This is a genomic window from Methylobacterium sp. 1A (assembly GCF_058072805.1).
Genome location: NZ_JBYQVE010000002.1, coordinates 1,688,378 through 1,704,112, shown reverse-complemented (window position 1 = coordinate 1,704,112; position 15,735 = coordinate 1,688,378). Strand labels below are relative to the sequence as shown.

At 73.7% G+C, this 15,735-nt stretch carries 18 protein-coding genes; 10 read left to right on the top strand and 8 right to left on the bottom strand.

The window, feature by feature from the left end:
* Positions 1 to 89 precede the first annotated feature (89 nt).
* The 4 genes from ACX9MN_RS28110 to ACX9MN_RS28095 all read right to left on the bottom strand — a co-directional run bounded on the left by ACX9MN_RS28110 (position 90) and on the right by ACX9MN_RS28095 (position 3,627).
* On the bottom strand, positions 90 to 1,016 hold the full coding sequence (locus ACX9MN_RS28110; RefSeq protein WP_489726058.1) for a hydroxymethylglutaryl-CoA lyase: 927 nt from the start codon (positions 1,014 to 1,016) through the stop codon (positions 90 to 92).
* Positions 1,013 to 2,206, bottom strand: coding sequence for a CaiB/BaiF CoA transferase family protein (locus ACX9MN_RS28105; protein ID WP_020093779.1), 1,194 nt, complete (start codon positions 2,204 to 2,206; stop codon positions 1,013 to 1,015). Before ACX9MN_RS28105 ends, ACX9MN_RS28110 begins: the two co-directional genes overlap by 4 nt.
* Before the next feature lie 100 nt (positions 2,207 to 2,306).
* Positions 2,307 to 3,227, bottom strand: a complete 921-nt coding sequence (locus ACX9MN_RS28100; RefSeq protein ID WP_100252749.1) for a LysR family transcriptional regulator — start codon at positions 3,225 to 3,227, stop codon at positions 2,307 to 2,309.
* A gap of 25 nt (positions 3,228 to 3,252) precedes the next feature.
* A complete protein-coding gene (locus ACX9MN_RS28095) occupies positions 3,253 to 3,627 on the bottom strand; it encodes a hypothetical protein (protein ID WP_020093781.1) in 375 nt (124 codons plus the stop codon).
* Positions 3,628 to 3,857: 230 nt separating this feature from the next.
* On the opposite strand from ACX9MN_RS28095, the gene ACX9MN_RS28090 reads away from it, so the two are divergent.
* The 9 genes from ACX9MN_RS28090 (at position 3,858) to ACX9MN_RS28050 (ending at position 12,507) form a co-directional block, all read left to right on the top strand.
* Complete coding sequence (locus ACX9MN_RS28090) at positions 3,858 to 4,481, top strand: LemA family protein (RefSeq protein WP_489726362.1); 624 nt, start codon at positions 3,858 to 3,860, stop codon at positions 4,479 to 4,481.
* Positions 4,482 to 4,515: 34 nt separating this feature from the next.
* Positions 4,516 to 5,328, top strand: a complete 813-nt coding sequence (locus ACX9MN_RS28085; protein ID WP_489726057.1) for a TPM domain-containing protein — start codon at positions 4,516 to 4,518, stop codon at positions 5,326 to 5,328.
* Positions 5,318 to 5,950 carry a TPM domain-containing protein gene (locus ACX9MN_RS28080; RefSeq protein WP_489726056.1) on the top strand — a complete coding sequence of 211 codons (633 nt, stop codon included), beginning with the start codon at positions 5,318 to 5,320 and terminating at the stop codon, positions 5,948 to 5,950. Before ACX9MN_RS28085 ends, ACX9MN_RS28080 begins: the two co-directional genes overlap by 11 nt.
* A 303-nt stretch (positions 5,951 to 6,253) precedes the next feature.
* Positions 6,254 to 7,570, top strand: a complete 1,317-nt coding sequence (locus ACX9MN_RS28075; RefSeq protein ID WP_489726055.1) for a glycosyltransferase — start codon at positions 6,254 to 6,256, stop codon at positions 7,568 to 7,570.
* Positions 7,570 to 7,806, top strand: a complete 237-nt coding sequence (locus ACX9MN_RS28070) for a ferredoxin (protein ID WP_489726054.1) — start codon at positions 7,570 to 7,572, stop codon at positions 7,804 to 7,806. Before ACX9MN_RS28075 ends, ACX9MN_RS28070 begins: the two co-directional genes overlap by 1 nt.
* On the top strand, positions 7,803 to 9,128 hold the full coding sequence (locus tag ACX9MN_RS28065; protein WP_489726053.1) for an NAD(P)/FAD-dependent oxidoreductase: 1,326 nt from the start codon (positions 7,803 to 7,805) through the stop codon (positions 9,126 to 9,128). Before ACX9MN_RS28070 ends, ACX9MN_RS28065 begins: the two co-directional genes overlap by 4 nt.
* Positions 9,121 to 10,362 carry a cytochrome P450 gene (locus ACX9MN_RS28060; protein WP_489726052.1) on the top strand — a complete coding sequence of 414 codons (1,242 nt, stop codon included), beginning with the start codon at positions 9,121 to 9,123 and terminating at the stop codon, positions 10,360 to 10,362. Before ACX9MN_RS28065 ends, ACX9MN_RS28060 begins: the two co-directional genes overlap by 8 nt.
* Before the next feature lie 186 nt (positions 10,363 to 10,548).
* Positions 10,549 to 11,724, top strand: a complete 1,176-nt coding sequence (locus ACX9MN_RS28055) for a zinc-dependent alcohol dehydrogenase (RefSeq protein WP_091681780.1) — start codon at positions 10,549 to 10,551, stop codon at positions 11,722 to 11,724.
* Positions 11,725 to 11,838: 114 nt separating this feature from the next.
* A complete protein-coding gene (locus ACX9MN_RS28050; protein ID WP_489726051.1) occupies positions 11,839 to 12,507 on the top strand; it encodes an SOS response-associated peptidase in 669 nt (222 codons plus the stop codon).
* 6 nt (positions 12,508 to 12,513) lie between these two features.
* On the opposite strand, the gene ACX9MN_RS28045 is transcribed toward ACX9MN_RS28050, so the two are convergent.
* From ACX9MN_RS28045 to ACX9MN_RS28035, 3 genes are all read right to left on the bottom strand, one after another.
* Positions 12,514 to 13,284 carry a lytic transglycosylase domain-containing protein gene (locus ACX9MN_RS28045; protein ID WP_489726050.1) on the bottom strand — a complete coding sequence of 257 codons (771 nt, stop codon included), beginning with the start codon at positions 13,282 to 13,284 and terminating at the stop codon, positions 12,514 to 12,516.
* 72 nt (positions 13,285 to 13,356) lie between these two features.
* A complete protein-coding gene (locus ACX9MN_RS28040) occupies positions 13,357 to 13,617 on the bottom strand; it encodes a hypothetical protein (protein ID WP_020093792.1) in 261 nt (86 codons plus the stop codon).
* 48 nt (positions 13,618 to 13,665) lie between these two features.
* Positions 13,666 to 13,956, bottom strand: a complete 291-nt coding sequence (locus ACX9MN_RS28035) for a hypothetical protein (protein WP_489726049.1) — start codon at positions 13,954 to 13,956, stop codon at positions 13,666 to 13,668.
* A 137-nt stretch (positions 13,957 to 14,093) separates the two neighbouring features.
* Between ACX9MN_RS28035 and ACX9MN_RS28030 the strand changes: the two genes are divergently transcribed.
* A complete protein-coding gene (locus ACX9MN_RS28030) occupies positions 14,094 to 14,315 on the top strand; it encodes a hypothetical protein (RefSeq protein WP_100252755.1) in 222 nt (73 codons plus the stop codon).
* A 77-nt stretch (positions 14,316 to 14,392) separates the two neighbouring features.
* Here the strand turns inward: ACX9MN_RS28030 and ACX9MN_RS28025 are convergent, their stop codons facing one another.
* A complete protein-coding gene (locus tag ACX9MN_RS28025) occupies positions 14,393 to 15,661 on the bottom strand; it encodes a hypothetical protein (RefSeq protein ID WP_489726048.1) in 1,269 nt (422 codons plus the stop codon).
* Positions 15,662 to 15,735 lie beyond the last annotated feature (74 nt).

Here is a 15,735-nt window from a genome sequence, read left to right as displayed (position 1 = left end):
CCCCGACCCTCTCCCGAACGGGAGAGGGAGCGCGTCGCGTCCAAAGCGTGGGGCGGGCCATTGTGAGCCCGCCCCTCCCCGTCTCCGGCTCAGGCCGCCCGGGCGGGGGCCGGATGCAGGTCGCAGGGCCGTCCGGCCTTGGCGACCTGGCCGGGCACGTCGTGGCCGACGAGGCGCGGCAGGTCCCGCGACAGGCCGATCAGCGCCGGGAGGTCGAGGCCCGTCGGCACGCCCATCTCGTGGGCCATGCTGACGAGATCCTCGGTGCAGATGTTGCCGGTGGCACCCGGCGCGAACGGGCAGCCGCCCAGGCCGCCGAGCGCGGCGTCGAAGCGGCGGGCGCCCGCGTCGTAGGCCGCCAGCACGTTGGCGAGGCCGAGGCCGCGGGTGTTGTGGAAGTGGAGCGTCAGGCGCCCGGGACCGACCAGGGGCAGGACCCGCGCGACCAGGCGCGCGACCTGCCGGGGATTGGCCATGCCGGTGGTGTCGGCGAGCGTCACGCCGTCGACGCCGAGTGACAGGTAGCGCTCGACCTGGGCGAGGACCTTGTCGGCCGGCTGGTCGCCCTCGAACGGGCAGCCGAAGGCGGTCGCCACCGTGGCGTTGGTGCTGAGCGGGGCGCCGCGCACCGAATCCATGATCCGCGCGAAGCCGGCGATCGAGTCGGCCGGGCTCATGCCCATGTTGGCGCGGTTGTGGGTCTCACTCACCGAGGCGACGAGGTTGATCTCGTCGACCCTGGCGGCGAGCGCCCGCTCGGCGCCCTTCGGGTTCGGCACCAGGGCGACGTAGACGGTCCCGGACCGGCGCCGGATCCCGGAGAAGACCTCGGCCGCGTCGGCGAGCGCCGGCACCGCCTTCGGCGAGACGAAGGACGAGACCTCGATCCGGCTGAAGCCGGCCGCCGCCAGGGCGTCGATCAGGCGGATCTTCTCCGCCGTCGGCACGAAGACCGGCTCGATCTGGAAGCCGTCGCGGGTCGCGACCTCCTGGACGATCAGCGCGTCGCCGCTCATGCCACGGCTCCCTTCTCGCGCAGCGCGGCGATGCGCGCCGGGTCGAGACCGAGCTCGGCGAGCACGGAATCGGTGTGGGCGCCGAGGGCCGGCCCCTGCCAGCGGACCTCACCGGGCGTGTCGGAGAGCTTCGGGACGATGCCGGGCATCTTCACCGCGGTCCCGCCGGGCAGCTCCGCCTGCAGGATCATGTCGCGCGCCTGATAATGCGGGTCGGCCACGATGTCGGCCACCGAGTAGATGCGGCCGGCCGGCACGTCGGCGGCGTCGAGGGCGGCGAGCGCCTCCTCGACCGTCTGCGTCTTCGACCAGTCGGCGATGGTGCCGTCCAGCATGGCGGATTGCCTGGAGCGGCCCTCGTTGTTGCGCAGCGCCGGGTCGTCCGCGAGGTCGGGCCGGCCGATCGCCGTCATGAGACGGCGGAAGATCGGGTCGCTGTTGCCGGCGATGACCACGTAGCCGCCGTCCCGCGTCGGGTAGGTGTTCGACGGGGTGATGCCCGGCAGGGCGCCGCCGGTGCGGGTGCGGACCTCGCCCAGCAGGTCGTATTCCGGGACGAGGCTCTCCATGACGTTGAACACGCTCTCGACGAGCGAGACGTCGATGACCTGGCCCGCGCCCTGCCCGGTCTTGACCCGCAGCAGGGCCATCAGCGCGCCGATGACGCCGTGGAGCGAGGCCAGGGTGTCGCCGATGCTGACGCCGACCCGGGCCGGCGGGGCCTCCGGGCTGCCGGTGGTGAAGCGGATGCCGCCCATCGACTCGCCGATGGCGCCGAAGCCGGGCCGGTCGCGGTAGGGCCCGGTCTGTCCGTAGCCCGAAATCCGCACCATCACGAGCTTCGGGTTGAGGGCGGAGAGCACGTCCCAGCCGAGGCCGAGCTTCTCCAGGCCGCCGGGCCGGAAGTTCTCGACCACCACGTCGGCGCTCGCGGCGAGCTGCTTGACGATGTCGAGCCCCTCGGGCGACTTCAGATTGACGGCGATCGACTTCTTGTTGCGCGACTGCAGGTACCACCAGAGCGAGGTGCCCTCGTGCATCTTGCGCCACTTCCGGAGAGGATCGCCCTCGCCCGGGGGCTCGACCTTGATGACCTCGGCGCCGAACTCGGCCATCAGCCGCGTCGCGAAGGGCGCGGCGATCAGCTGACCGAGCTCGAGAACGCGGATACCGCTGAGCGGACCGGACACGGCTTTCCTCCATCGTTTGTTGCCCCGGAGATAGGGCTCTTCCGGTGGCCAAGTCCAAACGCCATGCATCACCGTGCGTTCGCCGACGGAGAACGCGGGCTCAGCGCCCGGCCTCCCGGAGATGCTCCAGCAGGAGGGCGGCCGCGGGCGACAGGGCGCCCGGGCGGACGACGAGGCGCAGCGTGCGCACGGCCCAGGGATCGGTGAGCGGCACCGCTGCGAGCCGCATCGGCGGGCCGAGCAGGGCGTAGACGCGCTCCGGCACGGTCCCGAGGCCGAGCCCGACCTGCGCCATGCGGCAGATCGCGTCGAAGCTCGGGACGTGCATGCGCAGCCGCAGCGGCCGGCCGAGGCGCCGGGCCTCGTCGCGCAGGGCGGCGTAGATCGAGCTCTCCGCGTGCAGCCCGACATGGTCGTAGTCGAGTGTGTCGGCCAGCGCGACGGCGCCGCGGCCGCTCAGGGGATGTCCGGCCGGCATCACCAGGACGAGGCGGTCGCTCCGGTACGGGTAGGCGGTGAGGCTGCGGGTGTCGGTGTTGTCCGCGCAGAGGCCGAGATCGGCGAAGCCCTCCTCGACGCCGGCGACGACGCCGCCGCTCGGCCGCTCCTCCAGGTCGACCCGGATCCCGTCCTGCGCCGCCAGGAAGGCCTGCAGGTCCTCGGGCAGGAACTCCACGATGGCCGAGAGGTTGGCGAGCACCCGCACGAAGCCGCGCACGCCCCGGGCGTGCTCGGCGAGTTCCAGGGCGATCTGCTCGGCGCTCGCCAGCATCCGGCGGGTGTGGTGCAGCAGGGTCTCGCCCGCCGGGGTGAGCCGCATGCCGCGCGGCTCGCGGGTGAGCAGGGTGCAGCCCAGCGCGTGCTCCAGCTCGGCGAGGCGCTTGCTCACCGCCGAGGGCGCGATCGCCGCCCGACGGGCCGCGCCGTTCAGGGTCCCCTCCGCGCAGATGGCCGCGAACAGCCGGAGCGTCTTCAGGTCGAGGCGGCTCAGGGTCGCGGCCGCGGGCAGGTCGGCGGACATCCGGCGGCTCGGTCCGGGCGCGCCGTCAGTCGCGGGATCCGACCGGCTGGCCGTAGGTGCCGAGACCGGCCTTGGCCCCCTCCCGGTTGACGAGGCCGAAGCGCAGCACAGCCTGCTCCAGGTAGTCGATCGCGTCGACGAGGTGGGCGCGCGCCGCGGCGACGCTCTCGTCCCCCTCCTCGACCGGCGTCTCGGCGAGCTTCACGGCGGCGATCAGGACGCGGTCGCGCTCGTCCTCGATCCGCGGGTCGCGGGCGAGGTGGCCCCGGACCCGGGCGTCGAACGTCGCGATGACCGACCAGGGCAGCGCGTCCTTGCCGGACGGCGCCCGGTACGCCCGAGCGTGGCGCCGCGCGTCGGCGCTGGCGGCCCTGACATCGTCGGCGAGTGCTGCATCCATTCCCGGCCTCCGCGGCGCCGCGCCGATCGGTCCTCGGCCGGACCATCGGCTCGAGGGTCCGAACGTGCGCCGGCCCGGTCCGTTGCCGACGCCCTTAACGGTCCGCGCCACAAACCTTCAAGACCCGTCGGGCGAGGGCCTTACCTTGGCGGTTCCGGCCCTTATCTCTCGGGCTCGTGATCAAGCGGCCGAGTCTCGGCCGGCAGATGGGGGACGATATGGGAACGACGCTGACGGCCGGCGCGGTGCGCCGGACATCGCCCGCGGCGCGCCTCCTCGGCGTGCTCTCGGTGATCCTGGTGGCCGCGGGTCTCTCCGGCTGCGGGGCGGTCAACCGGGTGCCGACGCTGCAGGAGCAGGCCAAATCCGCGTGGAGCGAGGTGCAGAACCAGTACCAGCGGCGGGCCGACCTGATCCCCAACCTCGTCGAGACCGTGAAGGGCTACGCGCAGCAGGAGAAGGACGTGCTGATCGGCGTCACCGAGGCGCGCGCCAAGGCGTCCAGCGTGAGGGTCGACGCCTCCACGGTCAGCGATCCGCAGAAGTTCAAGGAGTACCAAGACGCCCAGAACCAGCTCTCGGGCGCGCTCGGACGCCTCTTGGTGACGGTGGAGCGGTATCCCGACCTCAAGTCGAACCAGAACTTCCTCGCCCTGCAATCCCAGCTGGAGGGCACCGAGAACCGCATCGCGGTGGCGCGGCGCGACTACATCACGGCGGTCCAGGCCTACAACACCGAGGTGCGCACGATCCCGGGCCGCTGGATCGCGGCGGTCCTGTACCCCGACGCCAAGCCGATGGAGACCTTCACGGCGACGCCGAACGCCGACCGGCCGCCGAACGTGAAGTTCTAGGATGCGGCGCGTGGGGCGGCGCGTAGGACCGACCATGACCCGGACCCGGGGCGGGATCCTGCCCGACCGGGTGCGGCTCGCCCTGTCGCTCGCCGTCCTGGCGGCGTGCCTGACGGTCTTCGCGCTCGGGGCGCTGGCGGCGGAGCTGACCTTCCCGGCGCTGACCGGCCGCGTGGTCGACGCGGCCGGCATCCTGACGCCGGAGCAGCGCGGCACCCTCGAGACCAAGCTGAAGGCGCACGAGGACAAGACCTCGGACCAGGTGGTCGTCGCCACGGTGCCGAACCTGCAGGGCACGACCGTCGAGGACTACGCCAACCGCCTGTTCCGGGACTGGAAGCTCGGGCAGGCCAAGACCAACAACGGCGTCCTGCTGCTGGTGGCGCCGAGCGAGCGGAAGGTCCGGATCGAGGTCGGCTACGGCCTGGAGGGCGCGCTGACCGACGCCCTGTCCAAGGTGATCATCGCCGGCGCCATCACGCCGCGCTTCAAGACCGGCGACTATTTCGGCGGCCTCGACGCCGGCGTCGACGGCATCCTGTCGATCCTGGCCGGCGACGCGCAGGACTGGCAGCGCAAGCCGCAGGTGCGGTCCGACGAGGTCGATCCCGCCCAGGTGGCGGTCTTCGTCGTCCTGCTCCTTATCGTGGTGTTCGTCGCGTGGCGCATGAGCCGCGGCGGCCGGTCGGGACCCGGCGGCCTCGTCATCCTGCCGGGCCCCGGCTCGGGCGGGTGGGGCGGCGGCTTCTCGGACGGCGGGTCGGGCGGCTCCTCGGGCGGTTTCGACGGTGGATTTTCCGGCGGCGGCGGCTCGTCGGGCGGCGGAGGGGCCTCCGGTGACTGGTAGACGCGCGGCTGTCCTGACTCCGGAAGCGCGGGAGCGGCTCGCCCACGCGGTCGGGCGCGCGGAGGCCGGGACCTCCGGCGAGATCGTCGTGATGGTGAGCCGGCGCGCCGGCGCCTACCGCTCGATCGTGCTGCTCACCGCCCTCGTCGCGGCGCTGGTCCTGCCCTGGCCGCTGATCGCCCTGACCGCCTGGAGCGCCGCGTCGATCCTGCTGGCGCAGGCGGCCCTCGTGGCGGCGATCCTCGCGGCGAGCCAGAACGAGCGGCTGCGCATGGCCCTGGTGCCGACCCGCCTGCGCCGCGCCCGCGCCCGGGAGGCGGCCCGGCGGGCCTTCTGGTCGCGCGGCCTGAGCCTGACGCGCCGGCGCACCGGCATCCTGCTCTACCTGTCGCTCGCCGAGCGGCACGCCGAGATCGTCACCGATCTCGGCGTCCTGCGGGAGATCCCGCCCTCCGCCTGGGACGGGATCCTCGCCGAGCTCATACCGGCGCTCGGGCGCGGCGCCATCGAGGACGGCCTGACGGCGGCGGTCGCGCGCGTCGGGGCCTGCCTGGCGGAGCATCTCCCCGCGGGCCCGGGCGATCCCGACGAGCTGCCGAACCGGGTCGTCGTGGTCGACTGACGGCGCCGCCGGCCGTCGCGGTCGGGCGCCGGTGACGCGTCATTCGAACGGTGGACGCGCCGAGATCCGGCAGGCCGCACGATCGCTGTGGCCTGTGACACTCCGATATTGCGTCGGACTTCAACCGGATGCCATGGTGCGGCGCCGCACCAAGCACCTTGGGGTTGTGTAACTGCGCTGGACCGGCCGCGATTTCCCCTGTGAGTCCGGCGCGCCGGGGGCCACGGGGCACCCGCGCGTGAAGGCGCCGGCACCCGAGCAGGAGCGACGCCGGCCCGACCGGCGGCGCTCGAGGAGGCCGTGATGAAGATCCTGATCACCGCGACGCCGCTCACCGGCCACGTGAACCCGCTCCTCGCCATCGGTCGGACGGTGGCGGCCCGGGGGGACGACGTCCTCGTGCTCACCGACCCGGCCTTCCGGCCGAAGGTCGAGGCGGCGGGCCTGCGCTTCACGCCCTACGCGGACAACCACGCGGCCGAGTACCGCGAGACCGAGCTGCCGGCCGGCCCGGAGCGCTACCGCCGCGAGTTCGAGCGCCGGTTCGTGGATCCGATGCCGGTCCAGGCCGCCGCCCTGCGGGCGCTGATCGCGGCCGAGGCGCCCGACGTGATCCTGGCCGGCAGCATGTTCCTGGGCGCGCTGCCGCTGCTGCTCGACAGCGCGCCGCGGCCGCCGATCGTGACCGTCAACGTCAGCATCCTGTTCCTCGACCGGCCCGACCACGCGCCCGTGGGCCTCGGCCTGCCGCCGGCCCGCGACCGGGACGACCTCGTCCGCTACGCCACCCTGAAGGCCGGCATGGACGCGGCCTTCGTCAACCCGGTGCGGGCCTACACGGACGCGAAGCTCGCCGCGCTCGGCCTGCCGCCCCTGCCGGCGTCCCTGCCCCACTCGATCGTGGTCCTGCCGGACCTGTTCCTGCAGCCGACCGTGCCGGGCTTCGAGTACGAGTACGGCACCCTGCCGCCCGGCCTGCGCTTCATCGGCCTGCTCGATCCGCCGACGCCGCCCGCGCCGCTCCCGGACTGGTGGCCCGATCTGGAGGCGGCGAACGCGGCGGGCCGGCCCGTCGTGCTGGTCACCCAGGGCACGCTGGCCAACGCGGATTTCGGCGAGTTGGTCGAGCCGACACTGACCACCCTGGCCGACCGGGACGATCTGCTGGTCCTGGCCACCACCGGCGGCCGCCCGGTAGACGCGCTGAAGGTTCCGGTCCCGGCCAACGCCCGGGTGTCGTGCTTCCTGCCGTTCCGCGAATTGCTGCCGCGGGTGAGCGTGCTGGTGACCAACGGCGGCTACGGCAGCGTCTCGCAGGCGCTCGCCGCCGGCGTGCCGATCGTGTCGGCCGGCCTGACCGAGGACAAGGCGGAGGTGAACGCGCGCATCGGCTGGTCCGGCGTCGGGATCAACCTCGGGACCAACGCGCCGGCCCCGGAGGCGGTCGGCGCCGCGGTGGCGCGGGTGCTCGGCGAGCCCGACTTCCGGGCACGCGCCGGGGCGCTGCGGGACGCCTTCGCGGCCCGGGACGCCATGGCGTCGATCCTGACGGCTCTGGACGATCTCGCGCGCGCCGGGACCGATGCCGGGACCGCGCGCCGGCTGGCGAGGTCGGCGTGATGCCGGCCTCCGACACCGCGGCGCTCCGGGTCGTCGTGGATCTCAACCGCTGCCAGGGCTACGCCCAGTGCTGCTACGCCGCGCCGGACGCCTTCGCGATCCGCGGCCACGAGATCCTGTTCTACGATCCCGCGCCGCCGGCCGACCGCCGCGGCGCCATCGAGCGGGCGGTGCAGGCCTGCCCGGTCCGCGCCATCAGCCTCCAGGCCGGCCCGGACGACGGAGAGGCGCCGTGACCCCCGAACCCGCCGGCATCGTCGTGGTCGGCGCCTCTCTCGCCGGCCTGCGCGGCGCCGAGGCGCTGCGGCGGGGCGGGTACGGCGGCCCGCTCACGCTGGTCGGCGCCGAGCCGTACCGGCCCTACGACCGGCCGCCCCTGTCGAAGCACGTGCTCGCCGGCGAGCTCGCCGCCGACGCGACCCGGCTGCCGGAACTGGCGGATCTGCGCGCCCGCTGGCACCTCGGGAGCCCGGCCGTCGCCCTCGACCGGGCAGCCCGCACGCTTCGGCTCGCCGACGGCTCGGCGCTGGCCTACGAGGCCCTGCTCATCGCCACCGGCGCCGAGGCCCGGCCCTGGCCGGCCGAGGCCGGCGGCGGGCTCGCCGGCATCTTCACCCTGCGCGGGCGCGACGACGCGGCCGCCCTGCGGGACGCCCTGCTGGCGCGCCCGCGGCAGGTGCTCATCGTCGGCGGCGGCCTGATCGGTTGCGAGGCGGCCTCCTGCCTGCGCGACCTCGGCCTGCCCGTGACCCTGGTCGACCCGAACGCCGCGCCCCTGGCCCGGGGTCTCGGGACCTTCGTCGGCAGCGTGATCGCCGAGCGTTTGCGCGAATCCGGCGCCACGTTCCGCCCCGGCACGATGGTGCGGGCGTTCGAGGGCGACGCGGCGGGGCACGTGGCCCGGGCCCGGCTGGCGGACGGCAGCACCGTCGAGACCAACTTGGTCATCGCCGCCCTTGGGGCGACCCGGGCGACGGGCTGGCTGCGGGGCGCGGGCCTGCGCGCCGATGCCGGCGGCGTGACCTGCGACGCCGCCTGCCGGGTCCTCGACGCCGACGGGGTGCCCTGCCCGGACATCTACGCCGCGGGCGACGTCGCCCGGTGGCCGATCCCGCTCTACGGCAATCGGCTGATCGCCGTGGAGCACTGGGGCAACGCCGTCGAGCAGGCCGCCCACGCCGCGCGCAACATGCTGGCCGGCCCCGGCGAGCAGCGCCCCTACGGCCACCTGCCGGCCTTCTGGTCGAGCCAGTTTGGGATCAACATCAAGCTCGTCGGCCTCCCCGACGGCGCCGATTCCGTGGCGGTGGTGCAGGGTTCGCGGGCCTCCCGGCGCTTCCTCGCCGTCTACGGCCGCGCCGGGCGCAGCGTCGCGGCCGTCTCGTTCGATCAGGCCCGCTGGCTGCCGGCCTACGCGGAGGCGATCACGGCCGGCGACCCGTTCCCGCCGATCACCGACGCCACCGACCGGCCGCGCGTCGAGATGGCGGCCCCGGGCTTCCCGACGCCGCGCCGCGCCGCCCCGGCGCGGCCTTCCGCCGAGACCGTCCATGTCTGACGACGCGCTGTTCGCCGCGGTGATGGATCCGGCCAACCGGGCCGACCCGTACCCGCTCTATCGTCGGTTGCGGCAGCAGCCGGTCTCCCGCCAGCGCGACGGCAGCTACGTCGTCTCCACGCACGCGGCGATCCGCAGCCTGCTGTTCGACCCGCGGCTCAGCTCCGAGGATCTGCCACCGCCCCGGCGGCCCCGCACCGGCAATCCGCTCAAGGACCTGATCCTCAACCCGATCAAGAACCGCATCAGCGCCACGCACCGCCCGCTCATCTTCCGCGATCCGCCGGACCACGACCGGCTGCGCAGCCTGGTGATGCGGGAATTCTCGATCGCGCGGGTTCAGGCGCTGCGGCCGCGGATCGTCCAGGAGGTGGACGGCCTGATCGACGCGTGCCGGGACCGGCGGGAGGTCTGTCTCGTGAGCGACCTCTCCTACCCGCTGCCGGTGACGGTGATCTGCGAGCTGCTCGGCGTGCCGCGCGAGGACGAGCCGCGGTTCCAGGCCTGGGCGACGCAGCTCGCCACGGCCGTCGAGCCGGACGCGCGCCACGACGACGCGACCCGGCGCCAGATCGTCGGCGCCTTCGACGAGATCGCCGCCTACATGCGCGACCTCATCCGCGAGAAGCGGCGGCGCCCGGCCGACGACATGCTGAGCGGCCTCGCCGCCCCCGGTCCGGACGGCCGGAAGCAGATGAGCGACTTCGACCTCCTGTCGACGGCGGTCCTGCTGCTGGTCGCCGGTCACGAGACCACCGTGAACCTCATCACCAACGCCATGCTGACCCTGCTCCGGCACCCCGAAGAGCTGGAGCGGCTCCGGGCCGATCCGGAGCGCGCGCCGCGGCTGATCGAGGAGGTTCTGCGCTACGAGCCGCCGGTGCACTTCCGGACCCGCAAGGCCCTCGGCGCGATCGCGGTGGCCGGCGAGATGATCCCGAAGGGGGCACCCGTCATCCTGATGTTCGCCGCCGCGAACCGCGATCCCGACCGGTTCGCGGATCCCGACCGCTTCGATCCCGACCGGGGCGACATCGAGCATTTCGGCTTCGGCGGGGGCCTGCACTACTGCGTCGGCGCGCCCCTGGCGCGGCTCGAGGCCGAGATCGCCCTGGTGGCGCTGAGCCGCCGCCTCGTCGCCCCGCGGCTCGCGGTCGATCCGCCGCCCTACCGGCCGGGCGCGTCGCTCCGGGGGCCCGAGCAGCTCGGCATCGGCATCGACGGGATCGCCTGATCTGGACCGGGCCGGCGCGAGTCGTAAAGCGACGGTGAACGGGGCTGTTTCACGTGAAACATTCGTAAACCCCTTCGTCCGCGGTCGCCCGGACGGCGACGCCGGAACTTGGCCGTGCCGAAGCGGGCTTTACGGGAGAGCGGCCGAGACGGCCGCAATCCCGAGAGCTTCCGGAGAGACGACGCCATGAAGGCATTGTGCTGGCACGGCCGCAACGACATCCGCTGCGACACGGTCCCGGATCCGGTCATCGAGGATTCCCGCGACGTCATCATCAAGGTGACGAGCTGCGCGATCTGCGGCTCGGACCTGCACCTGATGGACGGCCTGATGCCGACCATGAAGAGCGGCGACGTCCTCGGCCACGAGTTCATGGGCGAGGTCGTCGAGGTCGGACAGGGCTTCACCAAGTTCAAGAAGGGCGACCGGATCGTGGTGCCCTTCAACATCAATTGCGGTGCATGCCGGCAGTGTAAGCTCGGCAACTTCTCGGTCTGCGAGCGGTCGAACCGCAACGCCGAGATGGCGGCCGCGCAGTTCGGCTACACGACGGCCGGCCTGTTCGGCTACTCGCACCTCACCGGCGGCTACGCGGGCGGCCAAGCCGAGTACGTGCGCGTGCCCATGGCGGACGTCGCCCCCATGAAGGTGCCGGACGGCATGGACGACGAATCCGTCTTGTTCCTCACCGACATCCTGCCCACCGGCTGGCAGGGCGCCGAGCACTGCGAGATCCGGGGCGGCGAGACGATCGCGGTCTGGGGCACCGGCCCGGTCGGCATCTTCGCGATCCAGTCCGCGAAGATCATGGGGGCCGGGCGGATCATCGCCATCGAGACCGTGCCCGAGCGGATCGCCCTGGCCAAGAAGGCCGGCGCCACCGACGTCATCGACTTCATGAACGAGGACGTGTTCGAGCGGATCAAGGAGATCACCAAGGGCCAGGGCGCCGACGGCGTGATCGACTGCGTCGGCATGGAGGCGAGCGCCGGCCACGGCGGCCTCACCGGCATGCTGTCGACGGTGCAGGAGAAGCTCACCGCCACGGAGCGCCCCTACGCGCTGGCCGAGGCCATCAAGGCGGTCCGCCCCTGCGGGATCGTCTCGGTGCCGGGCGTCTACGGCGGCCCGATTCCGGTCAACATGGGCTCGATCGTCCAGAAGGGCCTGACCCTCAAGAGCGGCCAGACTCACGTGAAGCGCTACCTCGAGCCGCTGACCAAGCTGATCCAAGAGGGCAAGATCGACATGACTTCCCTGATCACCCACCGCTCGCAGGACCTCGCGGAGGGCCCGGACCTCTACAAGACATTCCGCGACAAGAAGGACGGCTGCGTGAAGGTGGTGTTCCACCTGAACTGAGGCGGCGGCGTCCCGGTCGGCGATCGGCCGGGACGCCCCTCTCCGCCGGGCTGGGCGCGGCGTCCCGAAAGCGTGTAGAGCCGGCAACGCGCTCACCGACCACGCGGGGTGTCCATGTGCAATCTCTACAGCCTGCGAACCGGCCCGGCGGACCTGCGCCGGGCCTTCGAGATCGCGGAGGATCGCACCGGAAACCTCCCGCTGTTGCCGGCTATCTTTCCCGACCAGCTAGCGCCTGTGGTCCTGAACGGCGCGACCGGCCGCGACCTCGCGATGATGCGCTGGGGCATGCCCGGCCCGAAGGCGTTCGGCGAGCACCCGATCACCAACGTGCGCAACGCCGCGAGCCCGCACTGGCGGCCCTGGCTCGGCGTCGCCCACCGCTGCCTCGTGCCGGTCACCGCCTTCAGCGAGTACGCCGACACCAAGCCGCGCAAGACGCCCGTCTGGTTCGCCCTCGACGCGGACCGGCCGCTCTTCGCCTTCGCGGGGATCTGGCGGCCCTGGACCGGCGTGCGCGGCACGAAGCGCGAGAACCCCGACCGGGTCGCCGCGGAGCACCGGCTCTTCGCCTTCCTGACCACCGAGGCGAACGGCGTCGTCGGGCCGGTCCATCCCAAGGCCATGCCGGTCCTGCTCACGAAGCCGGAGGAATGGGCGACGTGGCTGGAGGCGCCGACCGCGGAGGCGCTCCGGCTCCAGCGGCCGCTTCCGGACACGGCGATGCGCGAGGTCGCCCGCGGCGCGCGCTCGGACGGGCCGGAGGCCGAAGCCGAGGCGTGAGGGGCGCTAGCCGCCGGCCGGCTCGCCGGAGGCCCCGTCGGGCGCGGCCGACCAGCCGCGGGCCCGCCAGCGCGACACCACGGCGGCGTTGAGCCGGGCGATGCGCGCCCGGTGCGCCTCCCAGAACGACATCGGCTTCGCCGGGACGGCGGCGACGCGGGTCCGCTGGACGGGGGCCGTCGGCCGCGCGGCGAGGCGGTCCGGCGCGGCCGCGCGGGCGCTCGCCCGGACGACGCGCGCCTCCGGATTGCCGAGGATCGCCTGGGCGCGGGCGCAGTAGAGCTGCGACAGCGGCGACATCGCCTCCGAACCGTGGCCGGCCCGGTACTTCATCAGGGCGCGGCAGAGGTCCCCGTCGGCCCGGCGCCACGCCTCGGCGAGGTAGCGGACGCCGTAGCGGACGTTGATCTCCGGCGACGCCAGCTCGGCGACGGTGCCGCGGAAGCCGAGCATCGCCGCGGTGGTCGGGCGGACCTGCATCAGACCGACCTCGCCGACGCTGCCGACCACGGTGGGGTCGTAGCCGCTCTCGATCCGCGCGACGGCGTCGGCCACCGCGAGGGGCAGGCCGGTGCCGGCGGCCTCGCGGGCGATGAGCGGCAGGTAGCGGGCGCGGGCGTCGGCGGCGACCGGTGCGGGTGCGGGCACGGCCGCAGGCGCGGGCGGGACCGGCGGCAGCGAGGCCATGCCGACGGCGTGCACCGCCAGGAAGGTGGCGGGCCGGGCCTGCGCGGGGGCGGCGCAGGTCAGCAGCAGGAGAAGCAACGGAGCGCGCATCGGCCGCCACGGAGAGGAACCGGAACCTGTCTATCCCGGCCGCCTCAACGAAGCCTTTCGCCGGCGCGCGCCCTACTGGATGGGGCCGCGGTCCCGCGCCTGCAGCAGCCGCAGGGCCTCGCCCAGGACCGCGTGGAGGTCGGCCGCGCCCTGCTGGCTCAGCGGCAGGCCGACCCGCTGCCCGTGGATCGTGTCGAGGACCAGCATGGCGAGGTCCTCGCCGATCAGCAGGTTGGATCCGGGCAGGCAGAGCGGCAGGACGAAATCGCCCTCGACCTCGCCGAGGGCGTCGACCGCGTCCGCGGGCCGGAAGGGCGGTTTCCGATCGGTCATCGCTCCCCTCCTCGCATTCCTCCCGGCGCCGGTCCCCGGCGCCGCGGCTCAGCCGCGGTCCGGCATCCGCACCGACCGCACCGTGAGCGTGTCGATCTCCAGCGAACCGACCTCCAGGGTGCCGACCCGGGCGCGGCCCACCGAGAGGCGGCCGATCGCGAAGGCGCCGACCGCCACGACGCCGAGGGCCGCGGCCCCGAGGGCCAGCGCGCCCAGGGCCGACGCCCCGATCGCCCCCGCGCCGACGGCGCCCGATCCCAGGATCGCCGTGTCGTGGGACGGGATCACCCCCGCCCCGTCGGGGCGGCTCTGCGCCTCCGGAACCCTCGAACGCGACATGCGGATTCCTCTCCGAGCGGACGACTCCGGAGCCAGCTATACCCGACGTTAACCGCGTTTTCACGCCGCTCGGAGACGATGGCGCTCGATCCCGGCCGGCCCGGACCGCGCGTCCGCCGCCAGAGAGGACGTCGCCCGTGCAGCACCTGTTCCAGGCCGTCGCGATCTTCGCGTTCGGCTGCCTGCTGATCCATGCCGGTCGCGCCTATGCCCGGGCGACCACGCTCCTGCTCTCCGCGACCGCGCTGATGCTGAGCGTCACCCTCGGCACCGTGCTCTGCCAGCGGATCGGCCTCCCGGGGCGCTCCGTCGCGGCCGGCCCGTCCTACACGGTGGCGCTCGGCCGGCCCGCTCCGTAGAGCCGCGTCCGGTCGGACGGGATGCGCCCGAGGCTCGGGACGGTGTCGCGCGGTGGGGCCGCGCCGGTCGAGCGGGATCAGGGCCAGACGCGGATCGCCACCGGGCGGCGCAGCAGGTCGCGGTCGGAGGTGATCGTGCAGCCCTCCGTGCGCAGGCTCGCGTAGGTCAGCAGCGCCCGGTCGCCGACGTCGTCGAAATTGCGGCCGCGCGCGTCCGGGTCGAGCAGCGACGGGTAGGCGAGGAGCGGCGCCGTCGCCGCGCACGGGTCGTCGTAGAGGGTCGCGCCCTCGAGCAGCAGGCGCGGGCTGTCCCAGGTGATCAGGTCGCGGGAGGTGGTCCAGTAGAAGCCCGACCGGGGAAAGCCCTCCCCCGCCTTGGCCATGAACACGGCGATCCAGGCGCCCGTGCCGCGGTGCCGGACGACGGCGCCGACCGGGCCCGGGAACGGCCCGACCGGCCGGCAGGTCGCCGTATTCGGGCGGGCAGCGCGGTAGGGGTCCGGGAAGGCGGCGGTGAAGCCGGTGCCGGTCCAGGCCCGCCAGCGGGTCGGATCGGCCGGGTCGTCGCTGCGGAACAGGCAGACCCCGGCCTCCTGATCGCTGCCCGGTCGGGTCCAGCCGGTGGTCGAGGCGAGGAAGTACCGCCACATCCCGTCCGCGACGATGTTCGACGGGTTGAAGAAGCCGCGGTGGCGGCCTTGGTCGATCTCCTGCCGGAACGGCGCCCCGGCGACCACGACAGGCGGGCTCTGGCGCTTGAAGCTGCGGCCGCCATCCGTCGAGGCTGCGGCCGTGATCGTGTTGTACCAGCAGGCCATGTAGCTGGCCGCCGGGCAGCGGCCGGGATGCTCGTTGGCCTGGTACTCGTGGTGGAGGAGCGCGGCCACGCGGCTCCCGTCCTCGGTCCAGGTGGCGGTGATCCAGGAGCGGTCGTCGTAGGTGGCCGGATCGGGCTTCTCGCCCGAATCGAGCACCACCGCGCAGTCGATCTTGAGATGCTCGAGGTCGGGACCACGCAGCGCCCGGTTGCGGTAATGCATCCCGTAGAGCGCCACCGCGCCCGACGCGTCCCGGAAGGCGCGCGCCGGCGCGTCGGGCACGTCGGCGCCGTCGCAGGCGTCGCGCCCCGCCTTGAAGACGAGCGCGGGTGGCCCGACCAGCGTCAGCGCCGAGAGCGGCGGCTCGGGCGCGGCCGCGGCAACGCGCGGGAGGAGCGGCAGAAGCACCAGGGGGAGTGCCACGGATAGCGCCAGGGAAAGCGTCGGCAGGATCCGGCGCGCCGCCGTCCCGGAGCCGGTTAAGCGCGCGGCGCGCGTCCGTCCGGCGATCCCGTTCGCCCAACCCATGATCGCCACCCGGCTGCGTCCCGGCCGCGCCTGGACAAACAGGCGGAGATTCGCTTGAGAACCATTACAGAGTG